The 24,744-nt window shown below is 64.5% G+C and carries 20 protein-coding genes, 1 tRNA gene and 1 pseudogene; 7 read left to right on the top strand and 15 right to left on the bottom strand.

What is annotated here, in order from left to right; genetic code table 11:
* Window positions 1-358 precede the first annotated feature (358 nt).
* Window positions 359-679 carry a hypothetical protein gene (locus WS49_RS03935; RefSeq protein ID WP_059524676.1) on the top strand — a complete coding sequence of 107 codons (321 nt, stop codon included), beginning with the start codon at window positions 359-361 and terminating at the stop codon, window positions 677-679.
* A 115-nt stretch (window positions 680-794) separates the two neighbouring features.
* Here the strand turns inward: WS49_RS03935 and WS49_RS03930 are convergent, their stop codons facing one another.
* The 4 genes from WS49_RS03930 to WS49_RS03915 all read right to left on the bottom strand — a co-directional run bounded on the left by WS49_RS03930 (window position 795) and on the right by WS49_RS03915 (window position 4,384).
* Window positions 795-1,139 carry a DUF4148 domain-containing protein gene (locus WS49_RS03930; protein WP_059524674.1) on the bottom strand — a complete coding sequence of 115 codons (345 nt, stop codon included), beginning with the start codon at window positions 1,137-1,139 and terminating at the stop codon, window positions 795-797.
* 200 nt (window positions 1,140-1,339) lie between these two features.
* Complete coding sequence (gene gndA, locus WS49_RS03925) at window positions 1,340-2,752, bottom strand: NADP-dependent phosphogluconate dehydrogenase (protein ID WP_059524672.1); 1,413 nt, start codon at window positions 2,750-2,752, stop codon at window positions 1,340-1,342.
* Between the two features lie 97 nt (window positions 2,753-2,849).
* Entirely contained in the window at window positions 2,850-3,491 is a 642-nt protein-coding gene (locus WS49_RS03920; protein ID WP_059524670.1) for a DUF938 domain-containing protein, read from the bottom strand.
* Entirely contained in the window at window positions 3,488-4,384 is an 897-nt protein-coding gene (locus WS49_RS03915; protein ID WP_059524668.1) for an NAD-dependent protein deacetylase, read from the bottom strand. Before WS49_RS03915 ends, WS49_RS03920 begins: the two co-directional genes overlap by 4 nt.
* 1,146 nt (window positions 4,385-5,530) lie before the next feature.
* On the opposite strand from WS49_RS03915, the pseudogene WS49_RS03910 reads away from it, so the two are divergent.
* Window positions 5,531-6,489: pseudogene (locus WS49_RS03910) on the top strand (LLM class oxidoreductase).
* Between the two features lie 287 nt (window positions 6,490-6,776).
* Window positions 6,777-9,224 (top strand): mechanosensitive ion channel family protein, encoded by a 2,448-nt coding sequence (locus WS49_RS03905; RefSeq protein WP_059524666.1) that lies wholly within the window; start codon window positions 6,777-6,779, stop codon window positions 9,222-9,224.
* A 369-nt stretch (window positions 9,225-9,593) separates the two neighbouring features.
* Here WS49_RS03905 and WS49_RS34790 read toward each other — a convergent pair whose 3' ends face one another.
* The gene (locus WS49_RS34790; protein ID WP_156441336.1) at window positions 9,594-9,755 is read right to left on the bottom strand and encodes a hypothetical protein; all 162 of its coding nucleotides are present in this window, start codon (window positions 9,753-9,755) and stop codon (window positions 9,594-9,596) included.
* Between the two features lie 327 nt (window positions 9,756-10,082).
* On the opposite strand from WS49_RS34790, the gene WS49_RS03900 reads away from it, so the two are divergent.
* Window positions 10,083-11,918 carry a S53 family peptidase gene (locus WS49_RS03900; protein ID WP_059524665.1) on the top strand — a complete coding sequence of 612 codons (1,836 nt, stop codon included), beginning with the start codon at window positions 10,083-10,085 and terminating at the stop codon, window positions 11,916-11,918.
* A gap of 142 nt (window positions 11,919-12,060) precedes the next feature.
* Here the strand turns inward: WS49_RS03900 and WS49_RS03895 are convergent, their stop codons facing one another.
* The gene (locus WS49_RS03895) at window positions 12,061-13,611 is read right to left on the bottom strand and encodes a phospholipase D family protein (RefSeq protein ID WP_059524662.1); all 1,551 of its coding nucleotides are present in this window, start codon (window positions 13,609-13,611) and stop codon (window positions 12,061-12,063) included.
* Here WS49_RS03895 and WS49_RS34785 point away from each other — a divergent pair.
* Window positions 13,604-13,750: a hypothetical protein gene (locus tag WS49_RS34785; RefSeq protein ID WP_156441335.1), complete on the top strand. Its 147-nt coding sequence runs from the start codon at window positions 13,604-13,606 to the stop codon at window positions 13,748-13,750. The genes WS49_RS03895 and WS49_RS34785 overlap by 8 nt on opposite strands.
* Before the next feature lie 174 nt (window positions 13,751-13,924).
* Here the strand turns inward: WS49_RS34785 and WS49_RS03890 are convergent.
* The 6 genes from WS49_RS03890 to WS49_RS03865 form a co-directional block, all read right to left on the bottom strand.
* Window positions 13,925-14,003 (bottom strand) — tRNA-Ile (locus WS49_RS03890).
* 138 nt (window positions 14,004-14,141) lie between these two features.
* A complete protein-coding gene (rpoD, locus tag WS49_RS03885) occupies window positions 14,142-16,559 on the bottom strand; it encodes an RNA polymerase sigma factor RpoD (RefSeq protein ID WP_082725464.1) in 2,418 nt (805 codons plus the stop codon).
* Window positions 16,560-16,647: 88 nt separating this feature from the next.
* Window positions 16,648-18,525: a DNA primase gene (gene dnaG, locus WS49_RS03880; protein WP_059524658.1), complete on the bottom strand. Its 1,878-nt coding sequence runs from the start codon at window positions 18,523-18,525 to the stop codon at window positions 16,648-16,650.
* Between the two features lie 72 nt (window positions 18,526-18,597).
* A complete protein-coding gene (locus tag WS49_RS03875; protein ID WP_059524656.1) occupies window positions 18,598-19,044 on the bottom strand; it encodes a GatB/YqeY domain-containing protein in 447 nt (148 codons plus the stop codon).
* 185 nt (window positions 19,045-19,229) lie between these two features.
* Window positions 19,230-19,442 (bottom strand): 30S ribosomal protein S21, encoded by a 213-nt coding sequence (rpsU, locus tag WS49_RS03870; RefSeq protein WP_006479415.1) that lies wholly within the window; start codon window positions 19,440-19,442, stop codon window positions 19,230-19,232.
* A gap of 106 nt (window positions 19,443-19,548) precedes the next feature.
* Entirely contained in the window at window positions 19,549-20,775 is a 1,227-nt protein-coding gene (locus WS49_RS03865; protein WP_257127646.1) for an NAD(P)/FAD-dependent oxidoreductase, read from the bottom strand.
* A gap of 91 nt (window positions 20,776-20,866) precedes the next feature.
* Here WS49_RS03865 and WS49_RS03860 point away from each other — a divergent pair, with 91 nt between their 5' ends.
* Both WS49_RS03860 and WS49_RS33125 read left to right on the top strand, forming a co-directional pair.
* On the top strand, window positions 20,867-22,342 hold the full coding sequence (locus tag WS49_RS03860) for a site-specific integrase (protein ID WP_306453895.1): 1,476 nt from the start codon (window positions 20,867-20,869) through the stop codon (window positions 22,340-22,342).
* Window positions 22,343-22,414: 72 nt separating this feature from the next.
* Window positions 22,415-22,951 carry a lysozyme gene (locus WS49_RS33125; protein WP_082725463.1) on the top strand — a complete coding sequence of 179 codons (537 nt, stop codon included), beginning with the start codon at window positions 22,415-22,417 and terminating at the stop codon, window positions 22,949-22,951.
* A 55-nt stretch (window positions 22,952-23,006) separates the two neighbouring features.
* Here WS49_RS33125 and WS49_RS33120 read toward each other — a convergent pair whose 3' ends face one another.
* The 3 genes from WS49_RS33120 to WS49_RS03855 form a co-directional block, all read right to left on the bottom strand.
* Window positions 23,007-23,423 carry a type II toxin-antitoxin system HicB family antitoxin gene (locus WS49_RS33120; RefSeq protein ID WP_059596236.1) on the bottom strand — a complete coding sequence of 139 codons (417 nt, stop codon included), beginning with the start codon at window positions 23,421-23,423 and terminating at the stop codon, window positions 23,007-23,009.
* Between the two features lie 61 nt (window positions 23,424-23,484).
* Window positions 23,485-23,667: a type II toxin-antitoxin system HicA family toxin gene (locus tag WS49_RS33115; RefSeq protein ID WP_082725462.1), complete on the bottom strand. Its 183-nt coding sequence runs from the start codon at window positions 23,665-23,667 to the stop codon at window positions 23,485-23,487.
* A gap of 90 nt (window positions 23,668-23,757) precedes the next feature.
* Window positions 23,758-24,414 (bottom strand): SOS response-associated peptidase, encoded by a 657-nt coding sequence (locus WS49_RS03855; RefSeq protein ID WP_059524653.1) that lies wholly within the window; start codon window positions 24,412-24,414, stop codon window positions 23,758-23,760.
* Window positions 24,415-24,744: the final 330 nt, after the last annotated feature.

Here is a 24,744-nt window from a genome sequence, read left to right as displayed (position 1 = left end):
GAGGCCGGACCAACCAGTATCCGACCGCTCTCGCGGCCGTCAGTTTCCACAGCGGGACGTCGGCGCGAACGGGCTCACCGGCCCCTTTTTCGCGCCATTTTCGCGTCGTCCCGGGCGTCAAAGATACCATCTGTCGTGGTCAGGACCGCGACAGGCGCCCGATCCGGCAACAATCTTGCGGTCTCGCAGACGCGTGTCGGCGGGCCGCGAGCCGCATCCCGCAGGGCGTCCGAAGCGGCGTCAGGCCGCCGTTCCGCAACCGCCGGCCGTGTCTCGCCGACAACCGCCACCTCGCCTGCGGCCGCCTCCTATACTCGGAGGTGCACCGCACGACCCAGCGATAACGAGGAGAAAAACCATGAACAATGCAACGTTTCTGTCCGTGCAGCTCAACGCCGAGGATTTCGCCGGTTCCAGCGGCCTCGTCGAATTGCTCAACCGGCACCTGCTGTTCGCGACGGACGTCGCCGAAGCGGCGGACGCACTCGTCCAGCTGGCGAGCGTCGCACACCTGAGCGGCGCCACGCGGCACAGCGTCGAGCTGCCGGTACTTGTGATCGAGCGGCTGCGCGACGCGCTCGACACGCTGAGCGGCTACGACGAGGCCTGGCTGCAGGCGCTGGAGCCGGCCGACGCGCTGTTCCGGGACATCGGCCGCGGGCCGCGGCCGCTGCATTGACACGGCGGGCGCCGCCAATGAAAACAGCCCGTCGTTCCGTGATGCGGAACGACGGGCTGCGGGTACTGCGCGGGGTCACATCAGGCCGCACATGCGGCCCGGCGATCGATGCCGATTAACGACCCTTGTAGACCGGTGCGCCATCCGACACGCGCTTGACCTGCCAGCCGGTCTTGGCGGTCGCCGGAGCGCCCGATTCCTGCTGGGCGGCCGGTTGCGCACCGTAGCCGCTCGTGTCGGCAACGGCCACGTTTTGTTGCGGGTTCACGCGGGCTTCGGCTGCCTGGATGCCTGCCGGGTAGTCGGTACGGTCGCTGCCCAGCTTGTAGCCGGCCTGTTGCAGCTGGGCCAGTTCGGCCTTCACCTGCGCACGGGTGACAGGGGCGTTCTGTTGGGCGAACGAGACGGCGGGAACGGCGAGGACAGCAGCAGCAGCGAACGTTGCGATCAGCGATTTCATGATTACCTCCGGGATTTTTTTGCTCCGCCGCACACACCATGTCTGCAGCGATGGAACAAAGTTTAGTCCCGAGATCACCTAGGGAAAACCATGAAAGAACGAAAACACTGTTTCCTCGAAGCCAACAATTCCGGCATCCGGGAACGAAAAACCCTACTCAAAGAATAGAATTTCGCAACAATGCTGTCCTCGCCCGCCGGTTACGACCAGTTCGCGTGGAAGCTGCCCGGCTTGTCGGTACGCTCGAACGTATGCGCGCCGAAGAAGTCGCGCTGCGCCTGCACAAGGTTCGCCGGCAGCCGCTCGGAACGGTAGCTGTCGAAGTACGCGACCGCCGACGCGAACGCCGGCACCGGCACGCCTGCCTTCACCGCGGCCACCACGACGTCGCGCAGCGCCGTCTGGTAATTCGCGGCGATGTCCTTGAAGTACGGGTCGAGCAGCAGGTTCGCGAGCGCGGGATCCTTCGCGTACGCGTCCGTGATCTTCTGCAGGAAGCGCGCGCGGATGATGCAGCCCGCGCGGAAGATCTTCGCGATCGTCCCGAGATCGAGGTTCCAGCCATACTCTTCGGACGCCGTGCGCAGTTGCGCGAAGCCCTGCGCGTACGAGATCACCTTGCTCAGGTACAGCGCGCGGCGCACCGCTTCGACGAACGCGGCGCGATCGCCGTCGAACGGCGCGGCGGCCGGGCCCGACAGGATCTTGCTGGCCGCGACGCGCTCGGTCTTCAGCGACGACAGCACACGCGCGAACACCGACTCGGTGATCAGCGGCAGCGGCACACCCAGATCCAGCGCGTTCTGGCTCGTCCACTTGCCGGTGCCCTTCTGCGCGGCGCGATCGAGGATCACGTCGACGAGGTGCTTGCCGGTTTCTTCGTCCTTCTTGCCGAAGATCTTCGACGTGATCTCGATCAGGTAGCTGTCGAGCTCGCCCTGGTTCCACTCGGTGTACACCGCGCCGAGTTCGTCGTTGGTCAGGCCCGCGACGTCCTTCAGCACGGCGTAGCTTTCGGCAATCAGCTGCATGTCGCCGTATTCGATGCCGTTGTGGACCATCTTCACGTAATGGCCCGCACCGTCCGGCCCCATGTATGCGACACACGGCTCGCCGTCCGACGGGGCCTTCGCGGCGATCTGCTTGAGGATCGGCTCGACCAGATCGTACGCGTCGCGCTGGCCGCCGGGCATGATCGACGGGCCGCGCAGCGCGCCCTCTTCGCCGCCCGACACGCCGGTGCCGATGAAATGCAGGCCCGATTGCGCGAGTTCCTGGTTGCGGCGGATCGTGTCCGTGAAATGCGTATTCCCGCCGTCGATCAGCACGTCGCCCTTCTCGAGCAGCGGCTTGAGCGATGCGATCGTCGCATCGGTCGCTTCGCCGGCCTTCACCATCATCAGGATCCGGCGCGGCGTTTCGAGCGACGCGACGAACTCTTCGAGCGTATAGGTCGGTACCAGATTACGGCCGGGGAATTCGGCGATCAGTTCGTCGGTTTTCTCGCGGCTGCGGTTGTACACCGACACCGCGTAACCGCGGCTCTCGATATTGAGTGCGAGATTGCGGCCCATCACCGCGAGCCCGATCACACCGATTGCTTGTTTGCCCATTAGTCAATTCTCCGGAAAAAACAGGGCGCGACCCGAACCGGGCCGCGCGCACAGGCGAAAGGATAGTGGAAACCCGGCTGCGATGCGCGCTTGCGTGTCATTGCTCCGCGTGCGGCAGACGCCGGAACACGACGCTCAGGTTGTTCGCCGGCATCTCGACGACCTCGATGCAGTCGAGCCCGCGGTCGAGGCCGAGCGCGACGACCGCCTCGAGATCGCGTACGCCCCACGACGGGTCGCGGCTGCGCAACTGCTGGTCGAACGCTTCGTTGGACGGCGCGGTGTGCCGGCCTTCGCGGCGATACGGGCCGTACAGGAACAGCACGCCGCCCGGACGCAGCACGCGCGACGCGCCGGCGAACAGTGCGTCGGTGCAGGCCCACGGCGAGATGTGGACCATGTTGATGCAGACGATCGCGTCGAGCGCCGCGGCCGGCCACGACGCGTCGCGCACGTCGAACGCCAGCGGCTCGGCCAGGTTCGCGAGGCCGGCATGGGCGACCCACGCGGCGATCGAGCGGCGCGCGTGCGCGTCGGGATCGCTCGGCTGCCAGCGCAGCGCCGGCAGCGCCCGCGCGAAATGGACCGCATGCTGCCCGGTGCCGCTCGCGATCTCGAGCACGTCGCCGCTGGCCGGCAGCACGCGACGCAGCACCTCGAGGATCGGCTCGCGATTGCGCTCGGCCGCCGGCGCCGACAGCCGCGCGGACGGATCGGGCGAAGACGTCGGCCCGGTCACGATGCGTGCTCCGGCGCGTCGCCGGCGACGCCCAGCCGCGCGTTCAGCGCGTCGAGCGCGGGCGCGCAACGCGCCTCGACCTTCAGTGTCAGCATCGGATCGGCGCGCGTATGACCGAGGTTCAGCGCGGCAACGGGCTTGTTCTGCGCCTGGGCCCACACGCAGAACCGGTAGCCGGAATACACCATCAGCGACGAGCCGACGACGAGCAGCGCATCGGCCGCATCGAGCGCCTGCGAGGCCAGCGCGACGCGTTCGCGCGGCACGTTCTCGCCGAAGAACACCACCGCCGGCTTCAGCAACCCGCCGCAGGCCGGGCAGGCCGGAACGCGGAACGTGTCGAGCGCGGCCCATTCGAGGTGTGCGTCACCGTCGGCGGCGGGTTCCGCCTGCGCACCGAGCAGCTCGGGGTTGTCCGTTTCGAGCAAGGTCTGGATCGTCGCGCGCGCGTGATGCGCGCCGCAATCGAGGCATGTGACGCCGTTGATGCCGCCGTGCAGTTCGATCACGTCGCCGCTGCCGGCACGCTGGTGCAGCCCGTCGACGTTCTGCGTGACGAGGCGCTCGATCCGGCCGCTGCCGCCGAGCCGCGCGAGCGCGACGTGCGAGCGGTTCGGCTGCGCACGGCCCACCACGGGCCAGCCGATCATGCTGCGCGCCCAGTAGCGGCGGCGCGCGGTGTCGGAACCGAGGAATTCGTGGAGCTGGATCGGCGGCGAGCGCATCCATTGACCGTTGCGGTCGCGATAGCCGGGAATGCCGGAATCCGTGCTGATGCCCGCACCGGTCAGCACGAGCAGCCGCGGATGGCGCTCGACGAACGCGTGCAGCGCATCGAGCGCGGCCGGATCGATGCTGGCGGACGAGGGGGTGGGCAAGGCGATGTCGTTCATGTTGGCGGCGCGTGATCGGGCGCGGTGGCAAACCGTGCGGCCAGCGCGCCAGCACATGATACAGAACGCCGCGCGATCGGGCCGGCGATCCGCGCGACACCGGCGCGGCAAAAAAAGACGCCCATCGACCACATGGCGATGGGCGCTCCAACAATTGATCCATCGGGGTAGTGGATCAACTGACAGCACAATGTCGTCAGATCCACCGCGGCGCGGCCGGCGGACCTTTCCCCTGGACTACACCTTCGATTTCCTGATGTCGGGCGGATCGCCGCGCGGCACCGCGTGCGGGAGGCACACGCATGCGTCGCGCTCGGCACGCATGCGTTTCGCGCGCCGGCATGACAATCCGGAACTCATGATTGCCCATCTGCGTGCACGGGCGGTTCATCCCCGACGGCCGACCGGCACCGGTCGGCCTCGTGCGTCATGCATGCACGTCGTCGTTCGGAACGAACCCGAATCGTTCGGATGGAACGAAAGGCCGCACGCTCATGTCACCGCGATCAGCGGCGAAGCGAATTCACGGGCAGGTCGGCGATTCATGTTTGCAACACGACACGTTGCGATTCGGTCTGTTCTCATTCTCTTGTCCCCGTCTTCGATGCGTCCGACCCACTGAAGCGATGGCCGGCCCTCTACCGCGCCGGCGATCGCGCTCACGGCGCACACAGACATGCAAGGAGCGCACCATGCTTCGCGGCGCAAGGCCGCGCGGCCGGTGAAGTGACCCCGATGCAGATCGGGCGGCGACAGAAATACGTGAACGTTTCGAAAGTGAAACGACGGGAAGCGGCGTACGCGACGGGCGGATGGACGCGACGCCGATGTTGCAGGAATGTGACGTGTGCGCCGGCGAGGCGTTTGCACGAGAACGACGCCGACGATCTGCTTACAATCGCCCGCTCCCGACCGCGCATGCGTGATCGAACACGCAGGTTGAACGTGCGTGCGTCCCGGCCGTTGACGCGCCCCCAGCGTCGTCCGCAGTGCGTTCTTTGCCCGATGACCGAAGGCGCCGATCATGCCGGAACCGCCGATGCCGCCGTGCATCGCTCGCGGCGCGTCGCAAGCGTCGCGCAAACACGTTAGCATGCGAACACCGTACGGCGCGCGCCCGCTTCGCCCCGTCTTCAAGGAATGGACATGCCCCTGCCCGCCTCCGGCCGCGCCGACGTCGCGCAACGCGTCTTCTCGCCCGAGCGGCTGTCGATCGGCCTGACGCTGCCGCTGCTGCGCGGCGGCCGGACCGTCGCCGATTTCAACGAGCAGCTCGAACTCGCGGCGCTGGCCGATTCGCTCGGCTTTCGCGCACTGTGGATTCGCGACGTACCACTGAACAGCGCCGACTATCCCGACCCGGTCGGGCACCTCGATCCGTGGGTGCTGCTGGGCGCGCTCGCGTCGCGCACGCGCCGGATCGCGCTCGCCAGCGGCGCGATCGTGCTGCCGCTGCGTCATCCACTGCATATCGCGAAAGGCGCGCTGTCGGTCGCGACGCTGTCCGGCGGACGCTTCGTTCTCGGCCTCGGTTCCGGCGACCGGCCGCCCGAATATGCGGCGTTCGGCGTCGATGCGGAAACGCGGCGCGACCGGTATCGCCGGCATTGGGACATCGTCGCGGCCGCGCTCGGCGTGCCGTCCCGCGTGCTGTCCGACGAAACACCGCCCGACGCGCCCGACTTCACGCTGCTGCCGCGCGGCGACGCCGCGGTGCCGATGCTCGCGGTCGGCTCGGGCGGACAGAGCGTCGACTGGATCGCACGGAATGCGATCGGCTGGATGACGTACCACCGCGATCCGGACACGCAGCGTTCTCGTTATTCGATGTGGCGCGCGGCCGTCGACCGGCTCGCGCAGCCGGGTTTTCGTGCGTTCGGTGTGTCGATGCGGCTCGATCTCGATGCGAATCGCGATGCGCCGGCCCGCGCGCTATCGCTCGGCTACGCGACCGGACGGAACGCGTTGATCGGCATCTTGCGGGACATGCGCGCAGCCGGCACGACCACGTCACGCTGAATCCCGGCTCCGACCGGCCCGTGCGCGAGGTCATCGAGGAAATCGCCGAGCACGTGCTGCCGATCTTTCACGACGAGCAGGGTTGATTCATCAGGATTCCCGAGTTCGCTGCAGGTAGCCGCACTCGTGGATTGCACCGAATCGATGTGCCCGGGAGCACGTTTCGTTCCTGGCCTGATCGTCACAAGATTCGACGTGCGCGAACAAGGGCTCGCGAACACCGCCGGCACGCGAAACAAGCCGCGCCGCCTGCCGCATGCCCGATTCGAATATTCGTCGACGGAACTATTCGGGTCCGTTCGCGATCATGTTAACTTCCGTCCATCGTCCAGACCGGCGGGCCACATTTCGATGTGCGCCCGCATGCCAACCCATGCGACATTTCCTGCTCGGCTGGCTGCTCGCCGCCGTCGTATCGATCGCTCACGCGGCTACCCCTGCACCAGCCGCCGCGTCGGCCGCCTCCGGCGCGGCGCCGACACTGACGCCGCAACAGGCGCAGCGCGCCCTCTCCGTCCTGCAAAATCCGCGCGAGCGCGAACAGGTCGAAACGACGTTGCGCGCGATCGCCGCCGTCGGCGTGCTGAGCACGCCCGTGCTTCCGGCGAGCGCCGCGGCACCGGCCAGCGCGGCATCGGCCGCCACCGCCGCGCTCACGACGAACGGCCTCGCGTCGATGCTCGTCCGGCAGGGAGCACACTGGGCCGGCGAAATCGCCGGCGCGCTGAACGAATCGCTTCGCTCGCTGCTCGATGTCGGCTCCGTCGGCAGCTGGTGGCACGAGCGGCTGGTGCGCGCCGACGAACGCGCGGACCTCACGCGCGCGCTCCTGGTCATCCTCGCCGTGCTCGTGCCCGCGTTCGTCGTCGAATGGTTCGCGAAGCGGCTGCTGCGGCGCGCACTGGCTGCCCTGGGCACGCGTCGGGCCGAATCGTCGCGTCTGGCCGAGCCCGAACCCGCCGAGGCGGACGATTCCAGGGCGTCAGTGCCGGCCAATGCCAGCGCCAGCGCCGAAGGCACCACCGCGCCCGATACGTCGTCGCAAGGCCGCGGCCATGCACGGCGCCACACCACGCTGCTGCGCCGGATGCCGCGCGCGCTGGTCAGCCTCGCGCTGCGCGTGGTGCCGCTGCTGGTGTTCGTCGGCGTCGCGAGCCTGACGATGTCGGTGCTCGACGGCGCCGGCACGCCAACCGAAACCGCACTCGAATCGTTGATCGACATCTATGTGATCTGCCGTCTCGTGACGATCGTCAGCCGGCTGTTCTTCCAGCCCGATGCGCGGCAATTGCGGCTGCTGCACGTCAGCGACGCATGGGCCGCGATCGCGCAGCGCTCGATCGCGCGGATCGTGATCGTCGTCGGCGTCTGCACGGCCGCGGTCGAGATCGCCGCGAGCTTCGGCCTCAGCGACGCCGGTCACGTCGCGCTGCTGAAAGCCGTCGCGCTCGTCGGCCACTTGATGATCTCGGCACTGATTCTCCGGTGCCGCCAGCCGGTCGCCGCCCGCATCCGCGCGGCCGGCGACGATCGGCCGGCCTTCGCGATGATCGGCAACGCGCTCGCCGACGCGTGGGCGCCCGTGTCGGTGTTCGTCGTGATGGCGCTGTGGTTCGTGTGGGCGCTCGACGTCCACAACGGCTACCGCGTGCTGATCGCGCTCGGCGGCCGCTCGATCGCCGCGATGATCGGCATGCGGATCGTGTCGATCGTCGTGTTCGGTGCGCTCGCGCGACTGTTCCAGCGCCGCGACGACGATCGCACGCTGGTCCACCTGCACGCGTACCGCTACTACCCGCTGGTGCGCCAGATCGTGTCGGCGGCGATCGCCGTCGTGACCGTCGTGCTGCTGCTGCAGATCTGGGGCGTGCCGATCTTCCACGCGTTCCAGACCGGCACGATCGGCCATCGCCTCGCGTCGGCGCTGATCACGATCGCGATCGCGGCCGTCGTCGCGCTGATCGTGTGGGAAGCCGCGAACATCGCGATCGAGCGCCGCCTGCAGCAGTGGACGCGCGAGGGCAACCTCGTGCGCGCGGCGCGGTTGCGCACGCTGCTGCCGATGCTGCGTTCGCTGCTGTTCATCATGATCGCGCTCGTCGTCGTGCTGACGGGCCTCAGCGAAATCGGCGTGAACGTCGGGCCGCTGCTCGCCGGCGCCAGCATCTTCGGCGTCGCGCTCGGCTTCGGCTCGCAAAAGCTCGTGCAGGATTTCATCACCGGGATCTTCCTGCTGATGGAGAACGCGATGCAGGTGGGCGACTGGGTCACGCTCGCCGGCGTGTCCGGCACGGTCGAATACCTGTCGATCCGCACCGTGCGACTGCGCGCGGGCGACGGGTCGCTGTATACGATCCCGTTCAGCTCGGTGACGACCGTCAACAACACGAATCGCGGGCTCGGCAACGCAGCCGTCAAGGTCAGCATCGCATACGGCCAGGACATCGATCGGGCGATCGCGACGCTGAAGGAGATCGGCGCCGCGTTGCGCGAAGATCCGAATTACAAGGACGGCATCCTGTCGGATTTCAGCTACTGGGGCATCGACCAGGTCGACGGCGCGACGATTGCGCTGGCCGGACAGATCCAGTGCAAGGACTCGGCACGCTGGGGCGTGCAGCGCGAATTCAACCGGCGTATCGCGGTGCTGTTCCACGAACGCGGAATCCGGATCGCGAATCCGCAGCGCAGCCTCGTCGCGTATGACGACGGTTCGCGGCCCGTGGCGCCCGAGAACGATGAGAATGACGCCCCTACCGTCGGCACACCGGCCGCCGAGCAACCGCCACCGCCCGCTTCACCAGACCGCAAGCCGGACTGATCGTGCGGATGCCGCGGGCCTGGCCACCGCGTATCGTGCCGTGCCTGTGCCATCGAACGACCGATGGGCGCGCTCAACGTGCGGCGGTTTTCATCGCGCGCTGAACGCACTTCGCCGCGTTCGCCAGCGCTGCCCGCTTCGCGCCGGCGGCCCGCTCGCCACCTTCACGGTCACAACTATCCCAATCGAAGACGGGCGCGGGAGATTCGAATGATTTCTCGAATACCGTTCGTTCATTACAAATCAAATCGCGAATTATTCTGCATAAAGATCTGAAATTGCATCCGGTTTCGGGTTCGAAAATTACAAAATACCCCGTGACTTTTCAAAAGCATTTCAGCCTAACCCATTTAACTTTGTTTCATATCATCAGAAAAAGTTTGACACCGAACTTTCGTTCTTGATACCGTCCGATGCAAGCAATCCGACGAATTGCAAACCACGCAATCGTTCCCGCTCGACGCATCTCGTTTCCGCCGCACCGAAGTTCACGCCGCCGACCGTCGCTTCTTCCGTTGGCGCATGCAACATCCCGATGCACTCATTGGGCAGCCGCCATCCGGCAGCAGTCCGAAGGACCGAACCAGATGAGCAGGACACCGAAACTGTTGCTCTAGCCATCCCGCCTGCATCAGGCCTGCTGGCGCGGCCGGTCCTCATCGCGGCCCAGCGCCTTCGTCACCGAGCTTTCCAGCATTTCGCCCCCGGAGGATTACCACCCGTCCGGGTCGGGCGAAAGGCCCCGTCGCGTCCGCGCCATCCGCGCGAGCGCGGCGGATATCGACGGCGCACGATCCGCGCCGCTGTCGACCGTTGTTGTTCGTGCAGTTCGATGTTCAACCGGAGGGGTAATTCAAAATGAATCAGGTTGCAAACAAGAAACAAAAGCACATCCGCATCGTCAAGCTCGCCTTCGCCGCCGCAGCAGCCGCTTCGTTCGGCATGACGGCCGTCCATGCCGCACCGGCCGCCGGCTGGACGGAAACGCGCACCAAGGGATTCCTGCCGCTCGTCCAGCAAGGTGAAAGCAGCAGTACCGCCGGTGCGCCGGCGGCCAGCACCGCCGCCGCTGCCGCGGCTGCCACCGAGATGGCGCCCGGCGAATCGGTCGACATCGTGCTCGGACTGAACCTGCGCAACGAGGCGCAACTCGACCAATACCTGCACGACCTGCATACGCCCGGCTCGCCGCACTACAAGCAGTTCCTCACGTCGGCGCAGTTCGCCGCGCAATACGCGCCGACCGACCAGCAGGTCGCCGCCGTCGTCGCGCACCTGCGCCAGGCCGGCTTCGTCAACATCGTGGTCGCGCCGAACCGCCTGCTCGTGTCCGCGTCGGGCACCGCGGCAACGGTCAAATCGGCGTTCCGCACGACACTCAAGCGCTTCACGCGCAACGGCCGCAACGTCTACGCGAACACCGATGCCGCGCAGGTGCCGAACGCAATCTCCAGCATCGTCGGCGCCGTGCTGGGCCTGCAGAACGTCGAGCTCATGCATACCGGCGCGGGCAGCAAGCCGCAAGGCAACACCAGCAACCTGACGATTCCGGCAGGCGCATCCGCGGTGCCGCACTACCCGACGGAATTCTCGTCGCTCTACGGCGGCGACGGCACGCCGACGGCCTCGCAAACCACCGTCGGCATCATCTCCGAAGGCGATCTGTCGCAGACGGTCAGCGACCTCAACACGTTCGCCGCCAACAACGGCCTCGGCACGATCAGCAGCAGCGTCGTGCAGACGGGCCCGTCAGGCAGTTCGTACACCGATACATCCGGCACCGTCGAATGGAACCTCGACAGCCAGTCGATCGTCGGCGCAGCCGGCGGCAGCGTGAAGCAGGTCGTATTCTACGTGGCGCCGTCGATGACGCTCACCGCGATCACCGCCGCGTACAACAAGGCGGTGAGCGACAACGTCGCGAAGGTCATCAACGTGTCGCTCGGCGTGTGCGAATCGTCCGCGTACAGCACCGGCTCGCAGGCGACCGACGACACCATCTTCAAGCAGGCCGTCGCGCAAGGTCAGACCTTCTCCGTATCGGCCGGCGACCACGGCGCGTACGAATGCGCGAGCGGCACGCCGTCGCGCTCGACCTACACGGTGAGCGAGCCCGCGACGTCGCCGTACGTGATCGCGGTGGGCGGCACGACGCTGTTCACCAACACGTCGACCAACGCATACAACAGTGAAATCGTGTGGAACGATCCGAGCTGGCAGCCGGGCACCGTATGGTCGACGGGCGGCGGCTACAGCAAGTACGAAGCCGCGCCGTCGTGGCAATCGTCGAGCCTCACCGGGTCGACCAAGCGCGCACTGCCGGACGTCGGCTTCGACGCCGACCTGCGCACCGGCGCGATCCTCGTGGTGAACGGCCAGACGTCCGACACGCTGTGGGGCTCCGGCTACCTGAACAACGAAGGCGGCACGAGCCTCGCCGCGCCGATCTTCACCGGCATCTGGGCGCGGCTGCAATCGGCCAACAACAACGCGCTCGGCTTCCCGGCGTCGAGCATCTACAAATACTTCCCGAGCAATGCGGCGCTGGTGCACGACGTGACGTCCGGCAACAACGGCAGCGGCACGTACGGCTACAAGGCGAAGGCCGGCTGGGACGCGACGACGGGCTTCGGCAGCGTGAACATCTCGAAGCTGAACACGTTCATCCAGAGCACGTCGGATTTCGCGCGCTGATCGATCGTGCAATGAGCGGTGCGGTTCCGGGTGCGGGTCGTTTTGCGCGCCTGGAGCCGTATCTGCGCCGCTGCGCGCGGCGCCTCCAGATCGACGCTGCACGTCGGCACACACCGCCCGCGGTCGTCGCGGGCCAGCGAAATCACAGCTGCGATTCGATCGGAAACAAGCCGAGAAACCACACTTCCATGCGCCGCGCCGCCGACACTTCCGGTTCGTGATCGAGCTCGGTCACCGTCCCGTCCGCGTCGGTCTGAATCCACTTGAGCCGCTCCTTCCCGGCCGGATCGGTCCGCGATTCGACTCGCCACGCGATTCGATCGAGCCGCGGCTCCAGGTCCGTCGCGACTTCCGACGCAATTGCCGGGCTCTCGCAGTAAACGCCGATCTCGGTATTGAGGTTCAGCGAACGCGGATCGAGATTCATCGAACCGATGAAGATGCTCTTGCGATCGAACACATAGGTCTTCGCATGCAGCGAAGCACGCGACGAGCCGATGATGACCTGCTTCGCGATGCTCTTGTCGCCGGACGGCCGCCGTTCGTAAAGCCGCACGCCGGCTTCCAGCAACGCACTCCGATAGCGCCGGTAGCCGGCATGCACGGCCGCGACGTCGGTCGATGCGAGCGAGTTGGTCAGGATCGTCACGCGCACGCCGCGTGCCGTGAGCGCGTGCAGCCGTTCGACCATGTCCTTGCCCGGCACGAAATACGGCGACACGATCAGCAGCTCCTGCTCCGGCCGCAACGCGAGTGCGCGCAGTTGCGGCATCAGGTGCCCGTCGCTGTCCTTCGGCGAGCGTGAGATCTTCGCCGGATCGTCGTACAGGACCGTCGCCTGCCCCCACGACAACTCGGTGCCCTGCCCGTGCACGATCTGGTCGAGCCTGTGTCGCGCCTCGAGCACGTACGGATTGTCCTCCATCGCGCGCAAGTAATCGCGCAACCGTTCGCGCTCCCGGTCGAGACCGCCCGGCGCCGCGTCGTGTCCGACCAGCGCATCGATCGGATACGCATACGGCGAATTCCAGAACGTATCGAATTCGGTCGAGATGTCGTTCACGACGGGGCCGTGCACGACCACATCGAGATCGCCGAACTCCAGCATCGACGACGCGCCGAAATACTCGTCGCCGATGTTGCGGCCGCCGACGATCGCCGCCTGGTTGTCCGCGATCATCGCCTTGTTGTGCATGCGCCTGTTGACGCGCGAGAACTCGAGCACCGTGCCGATCTTCTTGAAGTGGCGCGTGGCGACCGGATTGAAGAGCCGGATCTCGATGTTCGGATGCGAACTGATCTCGAGCAGCTTGCGATCGTCCGCGTTCGTCCCGAGATCGTCGAGCAGCGCACGCACGCGAACCCCGCGATCGGCCGCACGGATGATCGCGTCCGCGAGTTCGTGTCCGGTCAGGTCGTCGTGCCAGATGTAGTACTGAAGGTCCAGCGAGCGGTCCGCGCGATCGGCGAGCAGCACGCGCGCATCGAGCGCATCGACGGGATCGCGCAACAGGTGAAACGCATCCTGCCCTGGATGGGCGGCGGCCTGCTGGCGGAACGCGATGCCGAGGCGCGTGGTTTCGGTATCGGTGAATGCGTGCGTTGGCGCGCGACCGGCTTGCGGCGGCAGGCTGGCGCACGCGGCAAGCATCAGCAACGACAGAATCGCACTCCACGAACGCAACATGATCATGATGGCCGCCCCCACTGTCGGGCGAAGTCTGTTTGTGTTTGTTCTGGCCGCCGGGCGGAACGCGACGCTGGCCTGCGGTTCGCGTGCGCGACGATTCTCGATCGTGCGCGCCGACCGCGCTACAGCATACTTCGATTGATATCGGGACGGCACGCTCCGCGCGTTTCGCCGGTGGCGGCGATGCGACACGCGACGCCGGCGTGAACGCATTCAACACGCTCGACACATTCAGGCAGCGCGCAAAAGAAAAACCCGCAAGGCCTTGCGGCGTCGCGGGTTTCGGGACTTCCCCGGATAACCTGGGAAGCGAATCTGGTGGGCCCCCCGGGAGTCGAACCCGGCACCAACGAATTATGAGTTCGCTGCTCTAACCAAGCATGAGCTAGGGGCCCAGACGAGAAGCAACGTGTGCTACACGCCACGCCGGCAACGAAGCCGGGCCGGCATTGTAACAACAAAGACACCAAAGAGGACAAACGCCACCGGCATCACGCGGATACCGGCGGCGTTCGCAAGTAAGACGCTGGAAATCAGTTCCCTTCGAGGAACGACTTCAGCTTGTCGGAACGGCTCGGGTGACGCAGCTTGCGCAGCGCCTTGGCCTCGATCTGACGGATCCGCTCGCGGGTGACGTCGAACTGCTTGCCGACTTCCTCGAGCGTGTGATCGGTGCTCATCTCGATACCGAAACGCATCCGCAACACCTTCGCCTCACGCGGCGTCAGCGAATCGAGCACGTCCTTCACGACGTCGCGCATGCTTGCATGCAGCGCGGCATCCGCCGGCGCGACCGTGTTGTTGTCCTCGATGAAGTCGCCGAGATGGGAATCGTCGTCGTCGCCGATCGGCGTTTCCATCGAGATCGGCTCCTTCGCGATCTTCATGATCTTGCGGATCTTGTCTTCCGGCATCTCCATCTTCTCGGCGAGCGTTGCCGGATCCGGCTCGAGACCGGTTTCCTGCAGGATCTGCCGCGAGATGCGGTTCATCTTGTTGATCGTTTCGATCATGTGAACCGGAATACGGATCGTGCGCGCCTGGTCCGCGATCGAACGCGTGATGGCCTGGCGGATCCACCACGTCGCGTAGGTCGAGAACTTGTAGCCGCGACGGTATTCGAACTTGTCCACCGCCTTCATCAGGCCGATGTTGCCTTCCTGGATCAGGTCGAGGAACTGCAGGCCGCGGTTCGTGTACTTCTTCGCGATCGAGATCACGAGACGCAGGTTCGCCTCGGTCATTTCACGCTTCGCCTGACGCGCCTTCAGTTCGCCGGCCGCCATCTGGCGGTTGGTTTCCTTCAGGTCCTTCAGCGGCAGCACGACGCGCGCCTGCAGGTCGATCAGACGCTGCTGCTGTTCGCGGATCGCCGGAACGTTACGCGACAGGACCGCGCTGTACGGATGGCCTTCGGCCGTGATCTTCTCGGCCCAGTCGAGATCCGTCTCGCTGCCCGGGAAGCGCGCGATGAATTCCGAACGCGGCATGCCGCACTTGTCGACGACGATGTGCAGGATCTGGCGCTCGACCTGACGCACTTCGTCCACTTGCGCACGCAGCGTGTCGCACAGACGCTCGACGGTACGCGCGGTGAAGCGGATCGTCATCAGTTCGGTCTGGATCGTTTCCTGCGCCTTCAGGTAGGACTTCGACTTGTAGCCTTCCTTCTCGAACGCGCGGCGCATCTTGTCGAACCACTCGCTGATCTGCGAGAACTTGTCGAGCGATGCACGCTTGAGGGCTTCGAGTTGAGCGGCGTTGGCCGACGCCTGAGCGGCACCGTCATCCTCCTCCTCTTCCTCTTCTTCCTCTTCCTCTTCGGCTTCCTCGTCCTCGTTCTCGATGGCTTCGGCTTCCTTCGCGGAGAAACCGTCCGTATCGGCGGAGTCCGAAGCATTCGGATCGAGCAGGCCGTCGACGAGTTCGTCGACGCGGATCTCTTCGTTCGCGACGCGCTCGGCCATCGCGAGGATGTCGGCGATCGTCGTCGGGCACGCGGAAATCGCCATCACCATGTGGCGCAGGCCGTCCTCGATCCGCTTCGCGATCTCGATTTCGCCTTCGCGCGTGAGCAGCTCGACCGTGCCCATTTCGCGCATGTACATCCGGACCGGATCGGTCGTGCGACCGAATTCCGAATCGACGGTCGACAGCGCGACTTCCGCTTCTTCCTCGACTTCATCGTCCGACGACGCGGCCGGCGCGTTGTCGTTCAGGAGCAGCGTTTCCGCGTCCGGAGCCTGCTCGTAAACCGCCACGCCCATGTCGTTGAACGTGCCGATGATGCCTTCGAGGGCTTCAGTTTCGGTGAAGTTGTCCGGCAGGTGGTCGTTGATTTCGGCATACGTGAGGAAGCCGCGCTCCTTGCCGAGCTTGATCAGCGCGCGCAGCTTCACGCGGCGCTCTTCGAGCTCCTCGGCCGTGCCGGGCGTGCTCGTCGCGAACGCTTCCTTCAGCAGCGCCTTTTCCTTGGCGCGACGATCGCGCACCTTGGATTTGCCCGGGGCAGCCGCGGCTGCGGGCTGCTCGTCGCTCTGATTTGCGTCGTCATCGACGGATACTTCGTTCAGCTTTTTGGTCATGGAGTTCGCCGTACCGGCTATATCGACTCGCGGCTGCTGGACGACAGCCGGTTGAACCGTGGGTGCATGAGTAGTACGTACTGCCGTTTCGTCCGCGGCGGCAGTCGTGTCCCTTGCGCTTTTCGCACTTGCCCGCTTCGCCGCCGGCTTGGCCGGCCCGGAGTCGGGTCTGGCGGCAGCCCGTGTTCTGGCTGCCGGCGCCGGCGCAGCCTGAGCAGTGCCGGCCGCGGTTTTCTTTCCCGCAGGGGCTGACGTGGCTGAAGACGTTGTCCTGGCGGAAGAAGCAGACTTGGCCGCTGTGACCTTCGTGGTCGGCTCCGTCGAGCCCTTGCCTGTTGCTTTCTTTCCGCCTGTCGTCTTTGCCATCGCGATTCTCGCCTCTGCTTGGAAAACAAACCGCTGGAAACCTTATATTATAGCACGCTGGGGCGCCCTCTCTTGGCGCCCCGGCCGCCTACAGCCCGAGCCGACGCTTCATGTCGGGCAGTTGCCGGCTCAATTTCACGTACTCCTCCATCTCTTCCGGTGTCCGCGAAGATTTTTCCGCCAACCGGTCGAGCCGGTCGCGGTAGGCGTCATAGCGCATCTTGAGCACCGCGGCCTGCAGTTCCTCCCCCGCGATCCGTTCCTGTTCACGCTGCCGCTCGGGCACCGTCTCGTCTTCCGGATTCTGTAACAGCAAATCGCGGACGTTTTCATCATAGTCCAGAATTTCGCGGAAGATTTCCTCGTAAGTCGCGCCGTTCGAGGACGTCCGCAGGACATCCGACAGCAGCCGGAACTCCGCGCCGTCGCCCAGCGCGCGCGCATGCTCGACGACTTCGGCGAACAGCTCGCCGATCCGCGGCAGCGCGCGCAGGGTCGCAAGCTGTTCGTCGTCGAGCTGCGACGCGATCCGCGGATGCATCACGAGCGTACGCAACGCACGCTTTTCGCTGTCGGTCACACGCCGCCGTTCGCTGCGCGCGGGCGCCTGGCGCGCCGGCGCCGCGATGCGCGCATCGACGTCCGACAGCCCCGCGACTTCCTCGAACGGGATATCGAGCCGGTCGGCGAACATGTGCATAATCTGCGCGCGCAACGCGTTCGCCGGCAGCGCCTGCAGCAGCGGCTTCGCGTCGAACAGCGCCTTCGCTCGACCTTCCGGCTGATCGAGCGCCTTGCCGGCAATTGCTTCGTTCAACAGAAATTGTGACAGCGGCATCGCGCGCTCGACCTGCTCGGAAAACGCTTCCGCGCCGAATTCGCGTACGTAGCTGTCCGGATCGTGCTCGGACGGCAGGAAAAGGAATCGGATCGTCCGGTTGTCCGCCGCATGCGGCAGGCACGCCTCGAGCGCGCGGCGCGCCGCACGCCGGCCGGCGGAGTCGCCGTCGAAGCTGAAAATGACCGTGTCGGTCTGGCGCAGCAACTTCTGCACGTGAATCGGCGTGCATGCCGTGCCGAGCGTCGCGACCGCGTTCGGGAAGCCGAGCTGCGCGAGCGCGACGACGTCCATGTAGCCTTCGACAACCAGCACGTACTTGCGCTCGCGGATCGCGAGACGCGCCTCGAACAGCCCGTACAGCTCACTCCCCTTGTTGAACAGCGGCGTTTCGGGCGAATTCAGATACTTCGGCTCGCCGCTGCCGAGCACGCGGCCGCCGAACCCGATCACCTGCCCCTTCACGTTGCGGATCGGGAACATGATTCGCTCGCGGAACCGGTCGTAGCGACGCGCGACGCCCTGTGCATCGGTTTTCTCGCTGACGATCACGAGGCCCGATTCGACGAGCGAGTCGTCGCGGTAGTCCGGGAACGCGGTTTCGAGGTTTTGCCAGCCGTCCGGCGCATAACCGAGCCCGAAGCGCGCGGCGATCTCGCCGGTCAGGCCCCGGTTCTTCAGATACTGGATCGCGACCGTCGCGCCGCGCAACTGCTTGCGGTAGTAGTCGCACGCGGCGGACATCACGTCGGACAGCGCGGTCGCCACCGATTTCGACACGGGCGCCGGATAGTCGCCGCCACCCGCACCGCCCCCGCCACCCCCGCGCATCGACGGTTCGTGCGGCACGGTCAGCCCGACCGATTGCGCAAGCTCCTGCACGGCTTCCGGGAACGTGAGCCCCGCGTGTTCCATCAGGAAACCGATCGCCGTGCCGTGCGCGCCGCAGCCGAAGCAATGATAGAACTGCTTGGTCGGGCTGACGGTAAACGACGGGCTCTTCTCGTTGTGGAACGGGCACAACCCCATGAAGTTGGCGCCGCCCTTCTTGAGCTGCACGTACCGGCCCACCACGTCGACGATATCGACGCGGTTCAGCAAATCCTGCAGGAACGAATGCGGAATCACCGTGGGATCGAGCGAAAAAAAGACAATACGACGCCCCGGCGCATGCGAATGCAGTGCGCCGGGAAGCGGGTTTTACTTCGACAGCGCGGCCTTGACCTGCGCGGAAACGGCCGTCATGTCGGCGCGGCCGGCGAGCTTGCCCTTCAGCACGCCCATCACCTTGCCCATGTCCTGCGGGCCAGCCGCGCCCGTTGCCGCGACCGCGGCCTGGACTTCGGCGGCCACTTCGGCGTCCGACAGCTGCGCGGGCATGTATGCGCCCAGCACGGTCAGTTCGGCCTGTTCCTTCGCGACGAGATCGTCGCGGCCGGCGGCTTCGAACTGGCTGATCGAGTCCTTGCGCTGCTTGATCATCTTGTCGATCACCGCGGTAATGCCCGCGTCGTCGAGGGTGACCCGATCGTCGACCTCGCGCTGCTTGATCGCGGCCATCAGCAGGCGAATCGTCGCCAGACGCTCGCTTTCCTTCGCGCGCATCGCGGCCTTCATGTCTTCGCTGATCTGCTCTTTCAAACTCATCTTGCACCCGGGATGGAAACGTGACTTCGACACCCGCGAACGGGCGTCAACACAAAAACCCGCTTGGGACTAAGTCTCAAGCGGGTTGCTCGAATCCGGCATCGGCGACTCGCGGCCCCGGATCGAGGCCGATCGTGCGGAGGTCGCCGGTGCGCCGCTCAGTGAATCGTGCGGCGCTCAATCGTTCAGTACAGCTTCTTCGGCAGCGTCTGGCTGCGGATTCGCTTGTAATGACGCTTCACCGCGGCAGCCTTCTTGCGCTTGCGCTCGGCGGTCGGCTTCTCGTAGAACTCCCGCGCACGAAGCTCGGTCAGCAGACCGTTCTTCTCGATCGTGCGCTTGAAGCGGCGCATGGCGACTTCGAACGGCTCGTTTTCTTTAACGCGAATGATCGTCATGATCCGACACGAATAAAGGTTTGCAGGGAAGATTTACGAGTATAGCAGAGCGCCAGGCAAAGACATAAGGGCCGGGTCCCGTCAATGGCGGGCCCGCGCAGCCGTGTCAGGCGCCCCGCGCAAACTCCGCCGCCGCCTGCCCGGCCGCCGTGCCGGATGCCCACGCCCACTGGAAGTTGTAGCCGCCGAGCCAGCCCGTCACGTCCACCGCCTCGCCGACGAAGAACAGCCCCGGCACCCGCGCGCTCATCATCGTCGCCGACGACAGTTCGCGCGTATCGACGCCGCCCTTCGTCACTTCGGCCTTCTTGTAGCCCTCGGTGCCGTTAGGCGTCAGCGTCCAGCCGGACAGCGCTTCGCCGATCTGTCGCAGTGTCTTGTCGGGCAGGTCCGCGAGCCGCGCATCGGCCGCGACACGGTGCGTGTCGAGCCAGACGTGAGCGAGGCGCGACGGCACCCAGTCCGCGAGCAGCGAGCCGATCTGGCGCTTCGACGTGCGCTTCGCGTCGAGCAGGTCGGCCACCGCGTCGCGCTGCGGCAGCAGGTCGATGCGGATCGGATCGCCGGACTGCCAGTAGCTGGAAATCTGCAGGATGCCGGGGCCCGACAGGCCTCGATGGGTCAGCAACAGGTCCTCGACGAATTCGCCGCCGCGCTTCTTGTCGCCGGTCGACACGCGCACTTCGAGCGACACGCCGGACAGCGCCGCGAACGGCTCCCAGTCCTGCTGCGCGAAGGTGAGCGGCACGAGCGCGGGCCGCGTATCGACGAGCTTGTGGCCGAACTGCTTCGCGAGCCGGTAGCCGAAGTCGGTCGCACCGATCTTCGGGATCGACAGGCCGCCGGTGGCAACGATCAGCGCGCGTGCGCGGATCGGCCCCGCCTGCTGCGTGTCGAGCGTGAAGCCGTCGGCCGACGCGTGGCGCACCGCGTCGACGACCACCGGCCGGCGCCAGGCAATGCCGCCCGCGTCGCATTCGTGCTTCAGCATGTCGATGACCGCGTCGCTGCCGTGATCGCAAAAGAGCTGCCCCTTGTGCTTTTCGTGCCAGGTGACGTGATGGCGCTTGAGCAGCCCGAGGAAGTCGCGCGGCGTGTAGCGTGCAAGCGCCGAGCGCGCGAAATGCGGATTCGACGACAGGTAGTTGTCGGGGCCCGCGTAGAGATTCGTGAAGTTGCAGCGGCCGCCGCCCGAGATGCGAATTTTCTCGGCGAGCCGCGGCGCGTGGTCGATCAGCACCACGCGGCGGCCGAGTTGCCCGGCGACCGCGGCGCTCATCATCCCGGCGGCGCCCGCGCCGATCACGGCGATGTCATAAGTTTCTTGGGACACAATTAAAACGCCCGTTGTACAATGAAGCCCCGCCACACAAGGCGTTGGCGAGAATAACTAGTACACATGTACGGTACACACGGGGTCACGTATGAGCGCACATTTGCACAAGGTTGGGACGCGATATTACTACCGTCGCCGGGTTCCCCTCGATCTTGTCGATCACATGGGTAAGAAAGTCATCAAGCTCGCGCTTGGCACCGACAACCGCGCAAAGGCGATTGAGCTATGCAACGTGCATGACCTAGCATACGCGGTCATGTTTGCCGACCATCGCCGCGCGCTGGAGAACAGGACTTACCCGAAATACTGGGATGCTCTGCCGCTTGAGCAACTGGAAGCGGACGAAGAACAGGACCGGGACGCATGGTTTTTCGAACACGAAGAGGCTAAGTTCGACCGCATGGCGATGTTCCTGTCCGCACGGGTGGTAGAGCATTGCGACCGCACAGGCTTGCTCACAGCTTCCGAGCGGGCCAAGTACGACGTGTCATCGCATCAGGCATCAAAGGCGATCGACAAGGCCCGCGTTTCGTCGGCCGCCGCAGTCACCCAGGTGCGCGAAGCCGGTCACGACATGGACGCACTTCTTGCCGAGTGGGAAAAGGCCCGTTCTCCGGCTCCCAAAACCATCGCATCGCATGCGCGCGTAATCGACCGATTTACTACGTACATTGGGAACTTGGATGCAGCCCTGGTCACAAAGGCGCACGTCGTGCAGTTCAAAGACAAACTTTCTGACGCAGGTTTTTCTACGAACGTCGTCCAAACAAGCCTTACGCAACTTGGGTCCATGTTCTCGGTAGCTGTCAGCCGCGCGTGGCGAGAAGATAACCCATGCACTGGTGTCCGCGTGGACGTAAAGGTTCGACGCGCGCGCAAGTCGGCTCGACCATCATTCGACGTTGCTACATTGAACCGGATTTTCTCCGGGCCTGCTTATGTAGGCGAGCGCCCCGCATGGTCCGGGGTGGGCGCGTCCCCCGCTACCTACTGGCTACCTCTTCTCGGTCTGTACACTGGCGCGCGCGTCGAAGAACTCTGCCAACTGCATCCCGATGATATCTACGAGGAACAATACATTGACGGCAACGGTAAGCGTCAATCATGTTGGGTAGTAAGACTGACCCACAACGAGGAACGCCAACAAGGGGTAAAGACCGCTGGGTCCGTCCGGCGCATTCCTTTGCACCGGGAGATAGTAGGCCGCGGATTCGTTGAGTTTGTCGCATCCCGTCGTGACAAGCCCCGCGTGTTCTACGAGATGAAGGCCGATAAGTTTGGCGTCGAATCCGGCGTTTGGTCGCTGTGGTGGATTCGGGAGTATCTGCGTAAATATTGCAGCCCAAGCGACCCAAAGATGGTGTTTCACAGCTTCCGGCACACGTTCAAGGATGTATGCCGGGATCACGGGATTTCAAAGGAGATTGCGGACGCGTTACAAGGCCACAGTGACGGAGACGCGTCGAGCAACTACGGGGCGGAGTTCTACCCGCTGCGCCCGCTTGTCGATGCAATGAGCAAGTACGAGGTTCACGGCGTGACGTTACCACCGATCAAAAAATAGCCAAGGCAGTTACGGCAAGACACAAGCCCGCGAGCAGTTAGCGCGGGCTTTTCTTTTCTACCAAGGAAATCAATGCCACAAATCAACAGGGCCATTGTCGCCCGTGTAGCAGGTGCCGCAGCAGTGGCCGCCGCGCTGTTCACCGCCCAATTTGAGGGGCATTCCAACAAGGTCTACCTTGACCCAGTAGGCATTCCAACTGTGTGTGATGGACATGCACGTACAGGCCCGGACGGAAAGCCGCTGCGGCTGGGTCAGACGTATTCAGACGACGTGTGTAGCTATTTGCTGGGGAAGGACATCAGCGAGGCTGATAGAGCCGTCCAGAGGCTTGTTAAGGTGCCTCTGTCGGAAGGGGAACGGATCGCCTATACGGACTTCGCATTCAATGCAGGAGCAGCCAACCTCGCGGCTAGTACGCTCCTCAAGAAAGTCAATGCTGGGGATCGTGTGGGGGCATGCCATGAACTGCCGCGATGGACTTGCGCGACGGTCGAGAAAGGCAAAGGGGATGCTAGTGGGATGTGTGCAACGAGGGATCGGTCAAAGAAGCAACTTCCCGGATTGGTCAAACGCCGTGACGCCGCTATGCGCGCGTGCCTCGGTTGACACAATGAAAAAGGCCCGCATCTCTGCGGGCCTGATACTACGGGTGTAGGCGACGCTACGCATGCCTACCTTTTCCTTCTGTTAGTGCCTCCAGGGCTGCACGTGCAAGAAAGCCGCTCCGGGTTTCGTGGCGGGATGCCACATAAGCGTCAATCTTGTGCAGCACGAAGCGAGGAAGGCTAACGTTGATCCGTTCCGGCTTAGAGTCAAGCTGTTCAAGATCAACACTAACAAACGCCCAAATCGCTCCAGCGTAGTCGGGATTCGCCGCCAGTTCTTCAACGGTCGAGCAGGTAAAGCCGACTTCTTCACCAAGCTCAATCAACGTCTCGACGTGGCTAACGATCGCCTCTTTAGAGTTTTTGATTGCTTCATCGATGGTATCGCCCCAGGAATGAACGCCCGGAATATCCGGAACGGTCACACCGTAGACGCTCCCATCGTCCTTATGAATTGCGATGGGAAATTCCATACAGATCACTCCGACAGTTCAGCGTTTCCTCTGCATCCTATGGTCGGTTAAAAACCGCCGGTCACTTAAGACCAGCGGTTTTCAGGATGCTCTTGGTTGTGCCCATTGGCAGGTCCTTGTTCGGGTGTGGAACCGTCGCAAGCCCCGGCTTCGTGGGGTGTTTGAAGTGGTGATGGCTGCCTTTCGTTCTTACCAAAAACCAGCCGTCCGCTTCGAGCATCCGGATAAGTTCTGTCGAACTCATAGTCACCTCCAGATGTCTTGTGTGTAATTATACACACGGACGGAGGAAGTGCAAGGATTTTGTGTAGTCGTGTGTACCAACCTCCTAATATCACTTAGGCTGGGTAGTCATATCTCGATCAGGGTAAAGCTGTAGCAATGATCGGGCTCCCTCGACGTTCTTCGTATGCAGCCACTCGTCGTAGTCTTCTTGCCGAAGGATCACGACGGATCGCTTTTCGTCATTCGGCTTGTGCATCCGCGACATGACTGGATGTCCGTCCGCATTGACGGTCAACATCGACATGCCAATCAAGGACCGGCCGTCCTGATCCTCATAGCGCTTCCAGATTCCCGCAACGCAGTACGGCTGCCAATCCGTAAGGCCGATCCGTTGCCACACGTTCTTGCCGGTCTCGTAGCAGGGTTCGTAAATCCATTGGGCCGGGATCAAACAGCGCTGCCCCGCCCGCCACGCTCGCGCATACAAGCGAGATTCTCCAACCGTTTCGGAGCGTGCGTTTACCGTGTCGAACTTCCTTTTCTTCTTCCCTGCCTCGTCCAAGCGATCCGGCTGCATGAACTTCGGCCAGAAGCCAAACACGGCCTTTACGACTTCCAGACCATCTCCGGCCGCGTAGGCAATCGGGGCGCTGTAGTCCGGGTACACGTCCAAGTCCCAAGGGTCACGGCGGTACAGGTCGCCTATGCCTAGCTTTAGCTCGCTGATACCTGGGTCCTCCCCCGGTGCCTTGTAATTGGTGCACATGCCGCCCCCGTTTCTAGGACTTGACCGAACCATAGTAACGCGGAATATACTGTACATCCATACAGTATTTAGAGGTGAATCGTGGAACCGCTCTGGGAGTACCGCTGGGAGTACGTTGACTCGTACTACGGCGTGATCGACTGCAAATTGTGGATGACGGATGAGGAGGCGAAGCGTTGGCACGCGTACGGGCAGGAAGGGACACGGCGTCTAGATGAGACGCGGAGGGATAGGCAGTTGCAGCCGAAGTCTACCGTATGCGGTCTTTTAACGACGCCCATCAGAGGTTGGGAGTGGCAGGCATGCTCCATGGCATGAGGGCGGCATAGT

This window comes from Burkholderia sp. RF7-non_BP4 (assembly GCF_001521935.1).
GTDB classification, from domain to species: domain Bacteria; phylum Pseudomonadota; class Gammaproteobacteria; order Burkholderiales; family Burkholderiaceae; genus Burkholderia; species Burkholderia diffusa.
This window is presented reverse-complemented; position numbering and strand designations above follow the sequence as displayed.